Here is an 18,539-nt window from a genome sequence, read left to right as displayed (position 1 = left end):
CTGACAAAAACTCTATGGACGGTGGCGCGAGCAACTTCCTATGCACGACCTGAATACAATCCGAAACTTCTCGATTATCGCCCACATTGATCATGGCAAATCCACGCTGGCGGATGGGCTTCTTAAGGCTACCGAGACTCTTTCCAAACGCCAGATGCGGAACCAGGTATTGGACTCGATGGACCTGGAACGGGAACGTGGGATCACAATCAAAGCGCACGCTATCCGTCTGGAATACCATTCTGCAGACGACAAGGTCTACCGCTTCAACCTGATTGATACGCCCGGCCATGTCGATTTTACCTACGAAGTGAGCCGGTCACTGGCTGCCTGCGAGGGGGCTATTCTGGTTGTTGATGCTTCCCAGGGAATCGAGGCGCAAACTCTGTCGAATCTGTACCTGGCGATGGATAACGATCTGGAAATTCTTCCGGTGGTCAACAAGATCGATTTACCCAATGCTCAGCCTGACAAGGTGGTTGCTGAACTGGTGGATTTACTGGGCTGTACTCCAGATTCCGTGCTTCGTTGTTCAGCCAAGATGGGAACCGGTGTTGATGAACTGCTTGAGACTATTGTGAGGGTTATTCCTCCGCCCAAGGGAGACCCGGAGGCGCCGCTGCAAGCGATGGTCTTTGATTCTGTCTATGACAGCTACCGGGGAGCTATGCCGCTGGTAAGGATTATCAATGGAACGTTGCGTCAGGGTGATCGCGTTCGGTTTATGTCAACCAGCAAGACTTACGAGGTCGATGAAACCGGGTTCCTGCAACTGGGCTTGTTTCCTCAAGAGATGATTTCGGCCGGTGATGTAGGTTATCTTTTCGCCTCTATCAAACAAGTGACTGACACCAAAATTGGGGATACCATTACTATCGTCGATCGGCCGGCCAACGAACCGCTTGGCGGATTTGTTGATGTTAAGCCAATGGTTTTCTCCGGGCTGTATCCGGCCATCGCCGAGGATTTCTCTCAGCTTCGTGAGGCATTGGATAAACTCAAGCTCAATGATTCCTCGCTGGTGTTTACCCCGGAGTCTTCGACAGCTCTGGGGTTTGGGTTCCGGGTCGGGTTTCTCGGATTGCTGCACATGGAAATCATTACCGAACGATTATCCCGTGAATACGGACAGACGATTATCAATACGGTCCCGAATGTTGAATATCACGTCCATACGACCGATGGAAACATGCTGAAAGTTGACAACCCGGCACTGATGCCGTCCCCGCAGGAAATGGAAAAGATCGAAGAGCCGTTTGTTGATTCACAGATAATTGTTCCCGCGGATTACATCGGCCCCATAATGCGACTGGCCACGGAACGTCGCGGTGAATATAAGACTACGGAATATCTTTCACCTACTCGGGCGAGCCTCACCTATGTCTTTCCCCTGTCGGAAATAATTTTCGATTTCTACGACCGGCTGAAATCTGTCAGTCGCGGTTATGCGTCGTTTGATTATGATCTGCCTTTCTATCGCCGGTCGGACTTGGTCAAGCTTGATATTCTGGTCAACGGTGATCCAATTGATGCTTTGTCAGTAATAATCCATCGCGAGAAGGCTTATCGCTGGGGGCGGGAACTTAACGAAAAACTGCGTCAGCTCATCCCGCGCCAGATGTACGAGGTTATCATTCAGGCATCTATCGGTAGCCGGATTGTCAGCCGTGCCACCGTCAAGCCGTTGCGAAAAAATGTCACGGCCCGATGCTACGGTGGTGACATCACGCGCAAACGTAAGCTCCTCGAAAAGCAAAAAGAGGGCAAAAAGCGCATGAAACAGTTCGGCAAAGTGGAGATCCCCCAGGAAGCCTTCCTGGCCGCCCTCAAGATCGAACGATGAGGAGTAAGACCGCGTTCAGTTTTATCATGCCGAGCGGAGTCGAAGCATGACATCGAATATCCCTGCGGTTAGTCTGGAGCTTTGTACTCCATCAACTTCCACACGTTGATCTCGACATACGATTCGGTCTGCGTAGCATTGTCATATTTGATTTTGTTTTCAATAGCTTGCACCATCCCCACATCCGGTACCAGCCAAACAGATGTGCGGATATAGCTCCAGTTGATGATCATGGAAGGATAGAAGATGCTTTCGATCCGAACGGCGTTCGGGAACGCTTTCTCTCCCACTTCCACCGGACCAACTGAGATCACCTCGCTCACGTGATCGGTTCGTCCCCAGCTGTCGGTCCACCTCCATTGCATGGGGATTTCAAACGGATACTTATATATGATGCGTTCGAAATCAAAGAAGCCGCGGTTGACAATAACGACCGAATCACCATTGATGCTCACGAGGCACGTATCATTGGGAGGCAGAATGCCAATGAAGGTGTAGACACTGTCGCCAATCTGGTAGACTATTGTATCCAGCACCCCGTGATAATCAAGTACCCACATGGTAGCCGGCTTGCCGTTCGCACCCGTTGTATCAAGAACAATATTCACGTCAACGATGGTGGTATCGAATTCCTTCACTCGATTGAGTTCATACTTCCAGTGCCACCCAATCTCGTTCGGGAAATCAATTGCAACCTCCCCCGGGCCGGTGGGATCATCCGAACAGGAAAGCATACAACCCAAAGATACAATAACCAATGAACAGAGGAGAACAAGGGACTGTGATTTCACAACATACCTCACCATCGAGAATCGTTTCAAAGACAGTTATTAAAAAACCCGGCTAAAGGGATGGTGTCAAGGTTCTTCTCGTGGGCAGCACTAAAGGCCTGTGAATATTGAGGAGAAACTGAGCCAGTTTGACCTGTTGGTCCTTGACGAGACTGGCTTATCAATACTACCATACTACCGAGAACCACGACGTGTGTAGCGATTCGAGGCTCCTTCAGAATGAGGACAAGATGAAAGCAATCAACCCTGCTACCGGCGAACTAATCAAAGAATATCAGGAGCACAGCCCCGAGGAAATCAAGCAGATCATTTCCGATACTGACGAAGATTTTCACACTTGGCGAGAAACATCGTTCTCGCACCGCAGTCAATTGATGCATCTGGCTGCTGAGGTCCAGCGCGAGAACAGAAACAAGTACGCCGAGATAATGACTCTGGAAATGGGCAAGACGATCACCGAGGCTTTGGCTGAGGTCGACAAGTGTGCCTGGGTTTGTGATTTCTATGCCGACAATGCTGAGCGTTTCCTGGCCGATGAAGAGATCGAATCAGACGCCAGCCGCAGTTTGGTAGCTTTTGAGCCGCTTGGGATTGTGCTGGCGGTGATGCCGTGGAATTTCCCCTTCTGGCAAGTGATGCGGTTTGCCGCTCCAGCCCTGATGGCCGGCAACGCGGGAGTTCTCAAGCACGCCTCGAATGTGCCCGGTTGCGCGTTGGCGATTGAAGAAATATTCCGTGAGGCTGGTTTCCCGAAGAATTTATTCAGAACGCTTCTCATTCCTGCTCGAATGGTTGAGGCGGTCATCACGAACCAACTCGTCAAAGCTGTCACTCTTACCGGCAGCGAACCAGCCGGGCAACAAGTTGCATCTACTGCCGGACGGATGATCAAAAAGTCTGTACTGGAACTGGGTGGATCGGATCCATTTGTAGTGCTTGAAGATGCCGATCTTGACACGTGTGTGACGACTTCGGCAACGGCGAGGATGATTAACCAGGGGCAGAGCTGTATAGCGGCCAAACGGTTTATCGTAGTTGAGTCACTGGTTGAGGAGTTTGCATCGCGGCAGGCAGAAATACTGTCATCCATGAAAATCGGTGACCCACTGGACCCAACTACCCAGGTTGGACCGTTGGCTCGGATGGATTTACTGGAAGAACTTGATGATCAGGTGCAGCGGTCAATTAAAGCTGGTGCGCGCCTGCTGTGTGGCGGCAAACGCGCCGATCTTCCCGGTGCTTATTACCTGCCGACAGTGTTGACCAACGTTAGGCCGGGGATGGCCGTCTATAGCGAGGAGACGTTTGGACCTGTCTCGGCGGTCATTAGCGTCAAGGACACCGATGAGGCGATTCGTGTTGCCAATGATTCCCCGTTCGGTTTGTCATCGAGTGTCTGGTCGCGAGATCTCCACCGGGCCGAGTCTGTCGCTCGGCGGATTGAGGCTGGCGCGGTGTTTGTCAACGGAATGTCCAAATCAGACCCGCGACTGCCGTTTGGTGGTATCAAGACATCAGGTTATGGTCGGGAACTATCACACTACGGAATCAAGGAGTTTGTCAATATCAAGACGATCTGGATTGCCTGATTGCACTCTAAGAACGATAGGTGATGAGGAACTATGAGGAAACAGTGGTTATTTACAGTCGTGTTTTCAATAATCATCGCAGGAGGATGTACAAATATGAATCAGCAGTCTAATGTTAATGCCGAAATTGAGCAGATTCAAACCGTCATCCATTCCAGTATCGGCTGGGCGGCGAATAAGGACAAGGAATTGCTATTTGGTTGTTTTGCCGATGACAAGGAGTTGTTCTACTTCTGTCCTCGAGATGATGGCACGATCCATGGCCGTCAAGCCTTTGTCAATCTAACAGAGTCATTTTTCATGGCAGAGGAATTCAAGGCAGTCAGTTATGAAATCAAGGACCTCCATGTGAATCTCTCTCGGTCTGGTGATGTGGCCTGGTATCATGCCCGTCTGGATGACTACAACGAATGGCAAGGTCAAACCGCCAATTGGGAGGATGTTCGTTGGACTGGTGTACTTGAGAAGCGCAATGCCCGATGGGTCATAGTGCAAATGCACTTTTCGTCACCGACTGACCGTTCTTCCGATGATGAAGCGAGCTAAAAAAGGATGGGATCCTCGAATCCGGGGAAAGGCGGTGCTGTAGACATATGCTTCCCCTTGCAGAGGTGCTGAAGAAGGTTCGAAGGAACTTATCTCCTCTTGAATAGTTGTACATGATACTGTTTTGAATGAGACTGTCCTGAACAATTAGTCTTGGAGTTTGTGGCGCTATAAACTGAGTATTCTGCGATCCATTGATTGACAGCAGTCAGTGGTAATAGTAGAGTTGTAGCGCGTTTACGGTTACTGAAAGGAAACTTATGAAACTACCAGCCAGGATAACGTTGTCACTACTGATACTTGTGGCCGGTTTTTTGGGTATGTGGGCATTGCTAAGCCTGAAGTCAGGAACGCCCAAGCGGTCACCGGAGATTCGAACGAAGATGGTCGAAACCGTGATTGTCCAGTTACAACCCGTTCAGACCAGGATTATTACCTACGGAAGGGTTACCAGTTCTCAACCAGTGTTGCTTCATGCTGAGGTTGCCGGTACCCTTCAGCCGGGGACAGTTCCTTTCAAGCCGGCCCAGTCCTTTTCAAAGGGTGATTTGCTGGTGGAAATCGATGATCGCCAGGCTCACCTCAATTTGAATAGTATGTTAAGTGACTTAATGACGGCCTTGGCTACAGTTCTTCCTGAGATCAAAGTTGATTTTCCAGACGAATATCAAGTATGGCAGGATTACTTCAATTCTTGTCAGTTCAACAAGAAGATTGCGCCTCTTCCGGAGACAAGCAATCCGAAGGTTAAACTGTTTCTATCCAGGTTCAATGTCCACAAGTTGTACTTCTCTGTTCGCAATCTGGAGATTCTGCTCGACAAGCACTATTTCTACGCTCCTTTTGACGGCTCAATCGTATCGGCCAACTTGCGGGTTGGCTCTTCGGTTCGAATCGGTACCCTGCTGGGGGAGATCATCAACCTTGAGCAGATGGAAATAGCGATGCCGGTGGAAGCTAAGGACATCCAATGGATTGATCGACAGCAATTGATTACGTTCACTTCAACCGAGATCCCGGGTCAATGGACTGGGAGCATTACACGGACAGGAAGTGACATTGACACCCGCTCACAGACTGTACAAGTATTTGTATCTATGAACAATGGACCGGGAACCGCATTGTTGAATGGGACTTTCCTTGAGGCGCGTATCCCTGGTCATAGCATCGACAATGCCTATGCTGTCCCGCCCAGAGCGATATATGAAGACAGGTATGTTTATCTGATTGCCGATGGTAAGTTGGAACGCAGCCCTATTACGATTGTCCGCCGGGAACCCGACCGGGTCATCATTGATAATGGCGTCAAGAACGATGACACGCTGGTAGTGGAAATTATGCAGGGAGTAGCTCCGGGAATGCCGGCCCGTCCGCGCACAATGTCAAATGAAAATCGGGGACACTGATGCAGAGAGTGGTTGCCTACCTAATACGGTATCCCATCTGGGTGACCGTTCTCATGTCCGGCGTTCTGTTGTACGGGGCGTTGGCGCTATCACAGATGCGCTTTTCCTTCTTTCCGGAAAGTCAACCCAAAGTCATAAGTGTTGAGGTTGTCTATCCAGGCGCTGCCCCGGAAGAAGTTGAAGAGGGAGTAATCCTCAAGATAGAAGAGAATCTCGACGGTCTGCAGGGAGTAGAACGGGTTACGTCTGTTTCGCGGGAAAATTCGGGTGTTGTTACTGTGGAGTTGGTTCTGGGGTCGGACATCGACAAGGTTCTGGCCGATATCAAGAACGCGGTTGATCGGATCAACTCTTTCCCCGCAGATGCCGAGAAGCCGGTTATCTACGAACAGAAATTTCGTTCTCGATCACAGTCGATTGGACTCTATGGTGAAACGAACCGGCACAACCTGAAATACATGGCTGAGGAACTGCGTGACGAATTGCTGGCTACCGATGAGATTTCTCAGGTCACTCTCGCAGGTCTTCCGGCGCTCGAGTTTTCAATCGAAGTCTCCGAAGCGGACATGCGTCGTTATCAATTGACGTTCGATGAAATCCGTCAGGCTGTCGGTCAGAGCAATGTTAATATCTCCAGCGGCAAAATTGACAGTGACGATGAAGAGATACTTATCCGTGCCTGGGGGAGAGACTACTATGCCGATGATCTGCTGGATATTCCGGTTCGCGGTAATCCCGACGGCACTGTTATTCATTTAAGGGACGTTGCTACTGTCAGGGAACAGTGGGCGGATGTTCCAATCAAGTCGTATTACAACGGCCAGTACACAGTTGTACTTGATATCAACCAGACCGAGGATGAGGATATTCTGGCAATCGCTGATCGGACCAATAAGATTGTGGACCGGTTCAATGAAACTCACGAGACTGTGAAGGTCGCGGTTCTCCGGGACTTGACCATACCACTTAACCAGCGTATCACGTTGCTGGTCAAGAATGGGTTGATCGGGCTGGTCCTGATAATGATCTGTCTTGGTTTTTTCCTAAATTTGCGACTCTCGTTTTGGGTGGCAGCAAGTATCCCCTTTTCATTCGCAGGGATGTTCATTATTGCCAACGCCGCCGGGATCACGGTCAACATCATGAGCCTGATGGGTATGATCATAGTGGTGGGTATTTTAGTTGATGATGCCATCGTTGTCGGAGAGAATGTCTTTGCTCACTTTGAACGTGGTAAACCTGCGCTGCAGGCGGCAATTGATGGTACGATGGAGGTGATTGCGCCGGTTTTTACGTCAGTCATGACTACGATTATTGTCTTCATGGGGATGTTCTACCTTGAAGGTAACATGGGTGAGATGATCTGGCAGGTAGCCCTGGTAGTCATCGCCTCGCTTCTTTTTTCGCTGGTCGAAGCATTTCTTATCCTACCGTCGCATCTGGCTCACTCCAGGGGGCTGAAACCCCAGAGGAACATTCCAGCAATTCGTGAAAAGATAGAAAAAGTCATCAAGCATTTTACCTATCAAATATATGCTCCGGTACTGAGGGCCGCGTTGCGGCGAAAGTGGATGGTGTTAGTAATGCCATTGGCTGCTGTTATGATCACGGTTGGTTTGCTGGGCGGTGGTCTTATCGGGGTTACTTTCTTCCCGAATGTTGATGGTGATGAATTCCCGATCAATATCTCTCTTGTGGCCGGACGGCAGGAGGTAGACACTGATGCAATTCTGGCGACAATAGAAGATGTCTGTTGGGAAGTTAATGAAGAGCTGAAGAACGAGCGAGATGATGGACTTGATGTTATCGTATCTATTAAACGAGATATCGGCAGTAATGATTTTGGGGAAACTGGTAGTCACGCCGGTCGCCTGTTTCTTCGCCTTCTCGATGGCGAACAGAGAGGGATGGAGAGTTTCGAAGTAGCTCGTCGCATCCAAAAGGCTGTGGGGCAGGTGCCTGAGGCACAGAATATTACTTTTGGGAAGAGCGGGCATTTCGGTAAGGCGGTTTCGGTAAGTCTTCTGGGAAATGATGTTGAACAACTGGCCAAGGCCGCTTCGTTGCTTAAGACCGAACTGGAGGACTTCACGTCGTTGAAGGATGTCACCGATAGTGATCAGAGAGGTCGTCGGGAAATCGACATTGCTTTGAAGCCCCGCGCTCATGCTTTGGGGCTGACGTTGCAGGAAGTTGTCGGGCAGGTACGTCAGGGATTCTTCGGACAGGAAATTCAGCGAATTCAACGTGGTCGGGATGAGATAAAGGTGTGGGTGCGTTACAGCCCTGAGGATCGGGCAGCCCTTGGGATTCTGGATCAGATGCGTATCCGCACTCCCAATGGAACTGAGTACCCCTTTAGCGAACTGGCTGAGTACACGATTGAGCGTGGCCTTACACAGATAAACCATCTGAATCGGAAACGCGAGATCAAGGTTGAAGCTAACCAGGCAAACGTCAAAGATGATTTGCCGCCGATTCTGGCCGAGATTGAAGAGGAAGTTCTACCTCGTGTGCTAAGCCAGGTACATGGAGTTACTGCCCTGTTTGAAGGACAGTCACGGGAACAGAAAAAAATGATGACTTCCATGCGGAACGCCTTCTCAGTGGCTTTCCTTAGTATGTTTATCCTGATAGTCCTGGTGTTCCGCTCATATGCTCAGGCTGGCATCATTTTCTCGCTAATCCCCATAGGCGTTCTGGGTGCAATTTGGGGACATGGAATCCAGGGATTGCAAATAAGCATGCTGTCTGCGACCGGGATGATGGCTTTAGCCGGGATTATCATCAACGATAGTATTGTATTTGTTGACCAGATCAATCGCTTCCTTCGTGAAGGTCAGAAAGTCAAGGAGGCGGTGTTCAATTCGGGAATCGCCCGTTTGAGGCCAATTCTGCTGACAACTCTTACGACTTCTCTGGGGATGGCGCCCCTTATTATGGAGACAAGTAAACAGGCACAGTTCCTGATACCGATGGCGGCGGCGGTTGCCTACGGGTTAGTGTTTGGCACTTTGATTTTGTTGATTGTTCTGCCAGCAACATTTTTGGCTTTCAACAGTATCAGGGTAAGGTTTGCCGGTATATTATCGGGTGGACCAGTGACGGCAGAATCGGTTGAACCGGCAGTGAAGGAGTTAGCCATAATGATTGATAGTCCTATCCAAGTTAAGGATGTTGGCCATGTTTAGACTACTGTTACTCCCGGCTGTACTGTTGGCAGTCTCTCTCAGCGCTGAACCAATGATGACGCTGGAGGAGGCAATAGCCCTGGGCTTGAAAAATAGTTATAACATTAAAGTAGCGCGCAACCAGGCGCAAATGGCAGACAACAACAAGGGGCTGGGGTTGGCTGGCTTCCTGCCGACAGTAGATGCGTCCGGTGGCTATAGGTTGACCAACGGCGATTTGGAGATAGACCTGCCACCTTCCAGTGCTGAATCTGAGAAAGAAAACTTAACCGCCGAATTGTCTCTTCGCTGGACACTTTTTGACGGCTTCAGGATGTTTGTCGATCGCAAAAAGTTCAACGAGTTGGCCCGGATGGGTGAGTACCAGGCCAGAAATCAGATTGAGGGTTCGATTGTAAACATCTCCAGAGCCTATTTCAACCTGGTTCAGCAGGAACGGCTGCTGCAGGTGGCTAGTGATACACGTGACCTCTCGGAGGCACGCCTGAGACGGGAACGTATACGAAATGAACTCGGCGGCTCTTCCTCAACCGACTTCCTCCACGCTCAGGTGGCTTTCAATTCTGATCAGTCGACTCTTCTCAGCCAACAGTTACTGGTGAATATCGCTCGCCAACAGCTTAACGTTCTTCTTGGGCAAGACCCGGCCACATCATATTCTGTTAGTAATGAGATCCTCATACCAGAATTGTCGCTGGACTATACGCAAGTACACGACTTGGCGTTGGAACATAATAGCAGTCTAAAGGCAGCCGAGCTGAGCGAGAAAATCACCGGTCGTGATGTACAAAAAGCAAGTTCATCATTCCTGCCAAACTTGTCTGCGTATGCAAACTACGGCTACTCCGACGAAACTGCCAACAGCACGGCAGGGCTGAATCCGGGTCTCGATGTCGGTACTCAAACCACTAGTACCACTGTTGGTCTGTCGCTATCTCTAAATCTGTTTAACGGAAGGCGCAACAGGATAGAGCTGCAAAATGCAAAGATTGAAGCCGTCAACCAGGCGTTGGTTCTGCGTGACGCCAGGAATCGTCTGATCGGACTCGTTTGTGAAACTTTCGACACATATCACCAGAGGATGGAAGTCATTACTCTAGAGGCACAGAACGCTGAAACTGCTCAACAGAATCTTGATTTGCAAAAAGAACGTCAGGAACAGGGGATTGTTAATTCGCTTGAGTTTCGAGATGCCCAGTTAAGTTTGACGAAAGCGCAAACTTCTTTGATTACTGCTCGCTATCAGGCACGCATTTCCCGCCTGGAGATAGAACAACTCATCGGTTCGCTGGAGATTGATTAACCGAGCTGTACTAAACAATACTTGATTTGACAGTCGTCTACATCTTCAGTGTTGACTTCAGTGCCTAATCTAATCCATCAGTAAAAGTCGCCATCGGGTTATGTCCCCGACCGTCAATGTAGGACGGAGATTCCTTATGATGTTAACCTTAGACACTGAAGTTTGATACCAAACTCTATTTGGACACCCCTTTTCGACCACACAGCGATACCAGTAACTCGCTGGATAGTAGCGGGGTTTGAGGGACCGGTAGAGCGAAAAAGTCCTTTGCATTTTGTCCGGTATAGCTGTAACTTCCTGCGGGCGAAAGTGGCGGAATTGGCAGACGCGCTGGATTTAGGATCCAGTTCCGAGAGGAATGGGGGTTCGAATCCCCCCTTTCGCACCAAATAATATTGGCTGGATCGACTCGATCTGGCCAGCATATTTGCCATCAGAATTTGGTGGCTGGGTTATTTCAGAAGATGGCGATCATTGCCAAAAGAGGTAGAGAGTGAAAGTAGAAATCAAGAAAGTTGAAGAACTCGTCCACGAGGTTCTAATCGAAGTCGAGCCCGAACTGGTCAATGAGAAACTCGAGGCTCAATTTGCCGAAGTACGCAAAGAGGCCAGGATCGACGGCTACCGCAAAGGCAAGGTTCCGATGAGCCGTATAAAATCGGACTTCGGCGATAAGGTCAAAGAAGACGTGGCCGATCAGGTCATCAAGGCCACTTTTCCGGATGCCCTGCGCGACAAGGACCTGCGTGTCGCAACTACGCCTTCTATTACTGAACTCAACTACACCGACGAAGGGGGCATGAACTACAAGGCAAGGATTGAAGTTTATCCTGAAATCGAGAACATTGATACAGACGGTTTGAAAGTTACAACCGTCGATTTCGAGATCACCGATGAAGAGGTCGATGGTGCCGTTGAGCAGGTTCGCAAATCCTATGCTGACTATCGTGATGTCGAACGCCCGGCCAAGGATGGGGATGTCGTAACTGCTGATCTGACAAAGATCTTTGATCCCAAGATGATCCTCCAGGAAGATGGTTTCCCCGGCTCAGTAATTGACCTGTCGAGTCCCCAGACGGTCAAAGAGTTCAAGGAGCAGATCCCTGGAATGAAAGCCGGCGATGAAAAGGAAATCGAAGTCAACTACGATGAAGACTACCCTGACAAGAAATTCGCCGGGGCGCAGATCAAGTACCAGGTCAAAATAGGGGCAGTACAGGAACAGCTCCTGCCCGAGTTTGACGATGCTCTGGCCAAAACGACAGGCGCAGCCGAGACAGCTCTCGAATTGCGCATGAAAATTCGAGAAGACATCGGCCGCCAGAAAGAGAACGAATTACGGCGTCACCAGAAGGGTGAGATCATTCGTCAACTCTGCCAGAAGAACGAGGTCCCAATTCCCCTCGGGCTGATCAACGAGTATCTTGGAGCAATGGTGGAGGATGTCCGCCAGAAGAATCCTGATCTGGATGAAGCGGAGATACGCAACGCCTATCAGGGTGTAGCGGTGAACACTTTACGCTGGAACATGTTGTTCAATGAAATTGCTCATCGAGAAAGCATTGAAGTTTTGCCTTCGGATACCGAAAAGGTCATAAAGGGCTTTGCCGAACAGTACCATATGACAGAGGAGAAGGCCAAGGATGTTCTCCAGAAGACCGGCAAAGCAGAATCGATTCGCGATACACTGATGGAGGAAAAAGTCATAGACCTGCTGAAAAGCAAAGCTGAGGTCGTTAAGGTCGATCCAGCCGACCAGAACAAGGACAGTTGAACAAAATTCAGATGAGTAAGAAAACCCATGGATGACAAGATTTTTGCCAATCATCTCGTGCCAATGGTGGTCGAGCAGAGCGGGCGCGGAGAACGAGCCTACGATATTTTCTCCCGACTGCTCAAGGACCGCATAATTTTCATAGGCACCCCTATCGACGATAACGTGGCCAATTTGGTCATTGCCCAACTACTGTTTCTGGAAGCTGAGGACCCCGAAAAAGATGTCTATATCTACATCAATTCTCCGGGCGGTTCGGTTACAGCCGGAATGGCTATCTATGACACAATGAAGTTTGTCAAGCCTGACATCGCTACGACTTGTATGGGCATTGCCGCTTCGATGGGCGCATTTCTGCTGTCGGCCGGAACCAAGGGAAAACGTGCCGGTCTGCCTAATAGCCGAGTCATGATCCATCAGCCGATGGCCGGTACACAGGGACAGGTCTCCGATATCGTCATAATGACCGAAGAGTTCACCAAGACCAAGAAACGCCTCAACGAGCTTTTGGTGGAACACACGGGCCAGCCCCAGGAAAGAATCGAAAAAGACACCGATCGCAATTTCTTCATGTCCGCCGATGAAGCAAAAGAGTACGGACTGATCGATAAAGTGTACGAGTTCAAACACGCGGAGAAGAAGTAACGTCCGATTGGTGGGTCAATATTGCCCGCTAATTGTTGCCGGCAACCTGCACCATCGGACGGTCAGGAGAAGGCCTCATGCCCAAGGAATCAAATAAGTCTCGTCGTCCGCAGCGCTGTTCATTCTGCGGCAAGCCGGCGAGTGAAATCAAGCGACTCTTTTCCGGTTACGAATCGTATATTTGCGACGAGTGTGTGGAGCTGTGTAACGACTTGCTCCAGTCCACACCCGATGATGGTTCCCCCGGTGAGATCCCGGCAATACCTCCCCCAACTGAGATTAAGAATCATCTTGATCAATACGTGATCGGTCAGGAATTTGCCAAGAAGACTGTCGCGGTCGCCGTGTACAATCACTACAAGCGCATCAACGCCCTGTCCAAACGTCCTTCTTCACCGGAATTGCATAAGGAGGACGATGTTGATCTCGAAAAATCCAACATTCTCCTGATCGGCCCCACCGGTACCGGCAAGACGCTGATGGCAAGGACTCTGGCAAAATTCCTCAAGGTGCCATTTACGATTGCCGACGCGACTGTTCTGACCGAAGCTGGATATGTCGGGGAAGACGTGGAAAATATTCTCGTGCGACTCTACCAGGCCGCCAACTGCAATCAGCAGAAGACCGAACGCGGGATAATTTATGTGGACGAGATCGACAAGATTTCACGGCGCGATGCAAACCCCTCCATTACCCGTGATGTCTCAGGGGAAGGTGTACAACAGGGGTTGCTCAAGATTCTCGAAGGTACGGTAGCCAATATCCCTCCCAAGGGAGGGCGCAAACATCCCGAGCAGTCGTTTGTGCCGATTGATACGAGTAACATTCTGTTTATCTGTGGCGGAGCCTTCGATGGCCTGGGCCAGACTATTGCCCGCCGTATTGGCAAGAAGCAGGTTGGTTTCGATGCCGAGAAGAGTTTCGTTGATAAAGATGCCCCGGATATTTTTGATAATGTCACTCCGCCCGACCTGATAAGCTATGGTCTTATTCCTGAGATGGTTGGGCGTCTGCCGGTGACAGCCGCTTTGCGCCCTCTGGACAAGGAAGCATTGCTGAGTATTCTTACTGAGCCGAAAAACGCGCTCACCAAGCAGTACTCCAAGCTACTGAGTATGGACGGGGTTGAGCTGACCTTCGAACCGGAGGCGCTCCAGGCGGCAGTCAATATCGCCGAGGAACGGAAGACAGGCGCACGGGCGTTGCGGTCGATTCTCGAAAGGGCCATGCTGGATATTATGTATGAGGCTCCCACCATGGACCAGGTGTCCAATGTGACAATCACCGCCGAGACAATCACTGAAGGTGCCAAAGCCAAAGTTACGAAGCACACAGGCAAGAAAAAAGCCAGCTGAGGAAAATTGCCCACGTAGAAGTTTCGTCCGACTGTCTATGTCGCTAGAGGGAGCACGGGGCTCCTGCCCTACTCCACCTTCATCGGTTGGCGTTGCCAGTAGGTCAACGAACGCCAAACCCACTCAGCCGGTCCGAAGAGAAAATGCTTCAGCCAGATTGGACTGACCACCAATTGTAGAATCCAGATAGCAACTACGAATCCGAACAAACCGAAACGCTCAATCTGGCCAAACAGCCCCAGGCCGTAACCGTAGAATATCGTCGTGCAAATTATTGTATGAGTTAGGTAATTTGACAGTGCCATACGACCGACAGCGGCCAGACGGCGAGTAAGACCGGTCAGCCAGCCTTTCTTGCAGAGAATCATCACTACCCCAACGTGCGCCAGAGCGACCATGATGCTGCCCACATAGTTGAAATGGTTGCCAATCATGAAGCGGTAAATGAAATCGAAATTGTGCTCAATGAGAGAACCCATTCCGTAACCCACGAGGGGTAAACCAATCCCATACCCCAGGACAATACAAATCGTGTAGAAGGACAGCGATCGCTGCGCCGAAAACACACCCAGCTTCATCAATCCCATCCCTAACAGCATAAGTCCGGCCACTCGCCAGAATATCATAAATATCAATGCCTGGGTCTGCATCATGAGAGTAAACGGGGCACGATGGGTAAGAATCTTCAAGAATCCGCTCTGGTAGGCTTCGATATCGGTGGCTATTTCCTCTGGCGAGGGGTTGAAGGATTGGTTCATCGCCGCCCAGACCTCAACCCAGCCCTCCTGCTCGGGTGTCAATGTCTCTCCGTTCTCTCTGGCGGTTTCTATCTCAATCACTGCGTCACCAAGATTGCCTAACATGACTCCTGCCCCCACTTGAGTCAGAATACCAAGACTCAGAATGCATACGCCAAGTATAATCAACAGCCTGGCCGAGCGCCGTCGCAACAGATAAATGACCAACCCGCAGATAGCATAGGGAAAAAGAATGTCGCCATACCAGAGAAGATAACCATGCGCGAGACTGATTATTAGCAGCCACATCAGACGCCGGTAATAAACGCCCCCAAACGCCCGACCGGAAGCCTCTGCCCGATGGTACATGAGTATTAATCCGGCGCCGAACAGCATTGAGAAAATAGCCATCATCTTCTCAAAGAATAACAGGGTGCCGAATTCCCAGGTCAGTAAGTTGATCCCGGCGAAACCTCCAGCGACAGAGGGATTGAAGATGATGGCACCCGGCAAAGCGAAGAACTCGATGTTTATAGCCAGAATGCCCAACACTGCCACCCCGCGCAGGACATCAATAGAGTTAATACGTTCCCCGACCGTTACCGGTTGAGACAAAGAGGATTTCCTCGTAACAGTGGTTTGTGGAGCATTGCTATTGTTAGTAGAATCAGAGCTTTCGGCGACCATGTTACCTCCTCACAACCAGGACCGTTATTCCGGCGCGTTTATGTTCCCTTACGGGGAGGTAAGTATTGCGCCGCCCTCACCGACCACAACCAATGTATCTCTTCCGTAAGTTACGCTGTTGAGTAGCGGGACGTCGGCTGAAGCCGATACCTGAACTTCCCATGTTATGGCATCATCAGATGAGATAATCAACGCGTATGCGATACCACCAGTAGTGTCGGAACCCACGGCCACCCATCGTGAATCAACAGCCGTAATTGATCTCAGATTATAGTTGGGGTTGATCCCAATTGATTCCCAAGTCAAACCATTGCCTGAGAGCAAGACTGTGCCACCGTCACCGACTGCCACTGCTTCGGAACCTGACCAGGCAACGGCGTTGATATCCTTTGTCACGCCGACATTTTGCTGTGTCCAGTCTTCTTCATCATTGTACGATGTTAGAACAGTGCCATCCTCACCGACCGCAATGAATCGGTTTCCGTTCCAGACAACATCCAGCAATCGCTTGTCGATCACCGGCGAAATAGTACTCCATGTGATACCATCATTGGACAAAATAATGCGTCCCCCATCGCCAACAGCGACAAATCGGTTGGGCGACACTGCCACCGCTTCGAGTTGCTCGTTGACCCCGGAAATGCGTTCCGACCACACAAGAGCATCGGTCGATGTTACAACCGTTCCCTGGACACCTACAGCCACGAATAGATTTCCATTGCCGGTGACACCAATCAGGCTGTCAGTCGTGTTCGAATTCCAGCGAGACCAGACGACAGCATCTTCCGACCTTACTATTGTTCCCGCTTCGCCAACCGCCACATAAAGAGAATCTGCCCAAACAACGTCAGCAAGCGTACCATCCGGACCAGTGGCTCGCGAAGTCCACATGATTCCATCCGGGGAGGTGAAAATCGTTCCTGTCATCCCCACCGCCACAAATTGGTTCTCATCCCAGTAGACATCTCTCAAATGATCAGAATCATTAGTGTACGCATAGGACCAGGAGATCGCGTCAACTGACTGAAGGATTATACCATTCTCGCTCACGACTACAAATTTGTTTCCTGACCAGGCAATGCCGAAAAAGTAAGACCGTCCCAACCTGACCCTGGTCTGCCAGGCGTCGTCATCAGGGCCAAACGTCATTATGGTGCCATCCTGACCTACAACGACTTCAAGACTGTCCGTTCTGACATAGTCATACATTACGATCGCCGGTCGATTTGAGATCACCTCCCATTCGAGCCCATCGGCTGATTCCAGAAGTGTACCGATCCCGGTCGCTACAAATATCGTATCGGTCTCGCACCAACTGACATGATAAAGATTGGAAGTTGTAACCAGGGAATCATTCGGTTCCCATGTCAATCCATCCTCCGATGTAACAATCGTGCCGCTTTTGCCCACGGCTACGAATCCACTTCCCGACCAGGCAACATCATAGAGCCAGTTACTCGTGACGGTTGAGTCGACCTTGCGCCAATGCCAGCCGTCCTCAGACACAATGATCTCCCCTTCGTCGCCAACGGCAACAAGTCGCTCATCTGAGCTGGTAACGCCATACAGATCGGTCTCAAGGTTGCTCATCTGAGGGGTCCATTGTTCGCCGGTCTCCGACACAAGAATAACACCTCCTCCAGCTACCGCTACCAGCAAAGAATCAAAGCGTTCAACCGCAAAAAGATATTCGGCGGTACCGGTGGAGCGGATGGACCAGTTGTCTCCCGGCAACACAGTATCTGTACCAGTTCCATTATCATCGCCACAACCCACGAGAAGGCTCACCAACATCAACATTAGTATCGACAGAACAACGGTGCCTATGCGAAACATCAGAATCTCCTTATCTGCTTTCCAACCAACGGAACGACCGGGATCACGGAATCATCTTGTGGCCGTTTCAATTCGGCCCAATATAGGCTGAGACTGAGGGCGGCACAATCTAAATTGCCGAGAGTTGAACATGATGGTCCACATGGTTAGTGAGACTATTCCGAGCTTTCTGGATGATACACTCGACAGGAGGATAAAGACTCCGGGATTGGACAATCTTCATCTTTCCCGTCCGATACAATCCTGGAAACTACCTGTCCGCATAGTATTCCCACTATATAAAAGGAGAAAGAAGGTCTCAATCGTGAAAAGCACGCAAAATGAAATCTTGTGTGATGTTGCTGGGCGTGATTTATTGGCGTGACTGAAACACATTGTGGAGATAGACCAATGATCCTGTATCGCAGATATCTTGCTGTCCTAGTAGGCCTAATGCTGGCCATTTGTCTTATTGTTCCGTCGGGCTGCATCAGGAAAGTGGAGGACGATTCATCGAAACCAGTCGTCGCCGATTCGATTAATACTGTCGATCAAGTTGACAGCCTGGTGATCACATTGGTGGGAATCGAGTCAAAATCTGTGCTTGATGTCCTCATGAACAGCCACTCGGTGGAGATGAAATCATCAGCTATGGGTGCTTTTGTGGTGGCGATTGACTCTATCGAAAATGGCAACGATGTTTATTGGATGTACTCAGTGAACGGCGATATGGGGCAGGTAGCCTGTGATCGATTCCTGACCCGCCCCGATGACACCATTCGCTGGCATTTTCGGATTCTTAGCCAATAGAATTATGCTCCACCTCCCCAACATCATAGAACCCCATCTAACAGGTG

The 18,539-nt window shown here is 50.1% G+C and carries 13 protein-coding genes and 1 tRNA gene; 11 read left to right on the top strand and 3 right to left on the bottom strand.

Annotation, left to right across the window (positions count from 1 at the left end; genetic code table 11):
• The first annotated feature begins 40 nt into the window (after positions 1 to 40).
• Positions 41 to 1,843, top strand: coding sequence for a translation elongation factor 4 (gene lepA / locus KOO62_04520; GenBank protein MBU8933251.1), 1,803 nt, complete (start codon positions 41 to 43; stop codon positions 1,841 to 1,843).
• Positions 1,844 to 1,911: 68 nt separating this feature from the next.
• Here the strand turns inward: lepA and KOO62_04515 are convergent, their stop codons facing one another.
• Positions 1,912 to 2,577 (bottom strand): hypothetical protein, encoded by a 666-nt coding sequence (locus KOO62_04515; GenBank protein ID MBU8933250.1) that lies wholly within the window; start codon positions 2,575 to 2,577, stop codon positions 1,912 to 1,914.
• A gap of 287 nt (positions 2,578 to 2,864) precedes the next feature.
• Here KOO62_04515 and KOO62_04510 point away from each other — a divergent pair, with 287 nt between their 5' ends.
• From KOO62_04510 to clpX, 9 genes are all read left to right on the top strand, one after another.
• Entirely contained in the window at positions 2,865 to 4,223 is a 1,359-nt protein-coding gene (locus KOO62_04510; protein MBU8933249.1) for an NAD-dependent succinate-semialdehyde dehydrogenase, read from the top strand.
• 96 nt (positions 4,224 to 4,319) lie between these two features.
• A complete protein-coding gene (locus KOO62_04505; protein MBU8933248.1) occupies positions 4,320 to 4,769 on the top strand; it encodes a nuclear transport factor 2 family protein in 450 nt (149 codons plus the stop codon).
• Positions 4,770 to 5,029: 260 nt separating this feature from the next.
• Positions 5,030 to 6,175 carry an efflux RND transporter periplasmic adaptor subunit gene (locus KOO62_04500; protein ID MBU8933247.1) on the top strand — a complete coding sequence of 382 codons (1,146 nt, stop codon included), beginning with the start codon at positions 5,030 to 5,032 and terminating at the stop codon, positions 6,173 to 6,175.
• Positions 6,176 to 6,183: 8 nt separating this feature from the next.
• The gene (locus KOO62_04495) at positions 6,184 to 9,366 is read left to right on the top strand and encodes an efflux RND transporter permease subunit (protein ID MBU8933246.1); all 3,183 of its coding nucleotides are present in this window, start codon (positions 6,184 to 6,186) and stop codon (positions 9,364 to 9,366) included.
• Positions 9,359 to 10,669: a TolC family protein gene (locus KOO62_04490; GenBank protein MBU8933245.1), complete on the top strand. Its 1,311-nt coding sequence runs from the start codon at positions 9,359 to 9,361 to the stop codon at positions 10,667 to 10,669. The genes KOO62_04495 and KOO62_04490 overlap by 8 nt, the downstream gene beginning before the upstream one ends.
• Before the next feature lie 303 nt (positions 10,670 to 10,972).
• Positions 10,973 to 11,057: transfer RNA gene (locus KOO62_04485), tRNA-Leu, on the top strand.
• Positions 11,058 to 11,162: 105 nt separating this feature from the next.
• A complete protein-coding gene (gene tig, locus KOO62_04480) occupies positions 11,163 to 12,443 on the top strand; it encodes a trigger factor (GenBank protein ID MBU8933244.1) in 1,281 nt (426 codons plus the stop codon).
• Positions 12,444 to 12,470: 27 nt separating this feature from the next.
• Complete coding sequence (clpP, locus tag KOO62_04475) at positions 12,471 to 13,088, top strand: ATP-dependent Clp endopeptidase proteolytic subunit ClpP (protein MBU8933243.1); 618 nt, start codon at positions 12,471 to 12,473, stop codon at positions 13,086 to 13,088.
• Between the two features lie 77 nt (positions 13,089 to 13,165).
• Positions 13,166 to 14,443, top strand: a complete 1,278-nt coding sequence (gene clpX, locus KOO62_04470; GenBank protein MBU8933242.1) for an ATP-dependent Clp protease ATP-binding subunit ClpX — start codon at positions 13,166 to 13,168, stop codon at positions 14,441 to 14,443.
• A gap of 68 nt (positions 14,444 to 14,511) precedes the next feature.
• Here clpX and KOO62_04465 read toward each other — a convergent pair whose 3' ends face one another.
• Together KOO62_04465 and KOO62_04460 are read right to left on the bottom strand one after the other, a co-directional pair.
• The gene (locus KOO62_04465; GenBank protein MBU8933241.1) at positions 14,512 to 15,867 is read right to left on the bottom strand and encodes a DUF418 domain-containing protein; all 1,356 of its coding nucleotides are present in this window, start codon (positions 15,865 to 15,867) and stop codon (positions 14,512 to 14,514) included.
• Between the two features lie 48 nt (positions 15,868 to 15,915).
• Positions 15,916 to 17,703, bottom strand: a complete 1,788-nt coding sequence (locus tag KOO62_04460; GenBank protein ID MBU8933240.1) for a hypothetical protein — start codon at positions 17,701 to 17,703, stop codon at positions 15,916 to 15,918.
• A gap of 432 nt (positions 17,704 to 18,135) precedes the next feature.
• On the opposite strand from KOO62_04460, the gene KOO62_04455 reads away from it, so the two are divergent.
• A complete protein-coding gene (locus KOO62_04455; protein ID MBU8933239.1) occupies positions 18,136 to 18,492 on the top strand; it encodes a DUF4430 domain-containing protein in 357 nt (118 codons plus the stop codon).
• Positions 18,493 to 18,539 lie beyond the last annotated feature (47 nt).

This window comes from Candidatus Zixiibacteriota bacterium, assembly GCA_019038695.1.
In the GTDB taxonomy this organism is placed as follows: domain Bacteria; phylum Zixibacteria; class MSB-5A5; order GN15; family FEB-12; genus B120-G9.
The sequence above is the reverse complement of the archived record's forward strand: the minus strand, read 5'-3'. Positions and strand labels throughout refer to the sequence as shown.

Coding starts and splice junctions, on each gene's coding strand:
- lepA (MBU8933251.1), top strand. CDS start 41: ATGCACGACCTGAATACAATCCGAAACTTCTCGATTATCGCCCACATT.
- KOO62_04515 (MBU8933250.1), bottom strand. CDS start 2,577: ATGCTTTCCTGTTCGGATGATCCCACCGGCCCGGGGGAGGTTGCAATT.
- KOO62_04510 (MBU8933249.1), top strand. CDS start 2,865: ATGAAAGCAATCAACCCTGCTACCGGCGAACTAATCAAAGAATATCAG.
- KOO62_04505 (MBU8933248.1), top strand. CDS start 4,320: ATGAATCAGCAGTCTAATGTTAATGCCGAAATTGAGCAGATTCAAACC.
- KOO62_04500 (MBU8933247.1), top strand. CDS start 5,030: ATGAAACTACCAGCCAGGATAACGTTGTCACTACTGATACTTGTGGCC.
- KOO62_04490 (MBU8933245.1), top strand. CDS start 9,359: ATGTTTAGACTACTGTTACTCCCGGCTGTACTGTTGGCAGTCTCTCTC.
- clpP (MBU8933243.1), top strand. CDS start 12,471: ATGGATGACAAGATTTTTGCCAATCATCTCGTGCCAATGGTGGTCGAG.
- clpX (MBU8933242.1), top strand. CDS start 13,166: ATGCCCAAGGAATCAAATAAGTCTCGTCGTCCGCAGCGCTGTTCATTC.
- KOO62_04465 (MBU8933241.1), bottom strand. CDS start 15,867: ATGGTCGCCGAAAGCTCTGATTCTACTAACAATAGCAATGCTCCACAA.
- KOO62_04460 (MBU8933240.1), bottom strand. CDS start 17,703: ATGTTTCGCATAGGCACCGTTGTTCTGTCGATACTAATGTTGATGTTG.
- KOO62_04455 (MBU8933239.1), top strand. CDS start 18,136: ATGCTGGCCATTTGTCTTATTGTTCCGTCGGGCTGCATCAGGAAAGTG.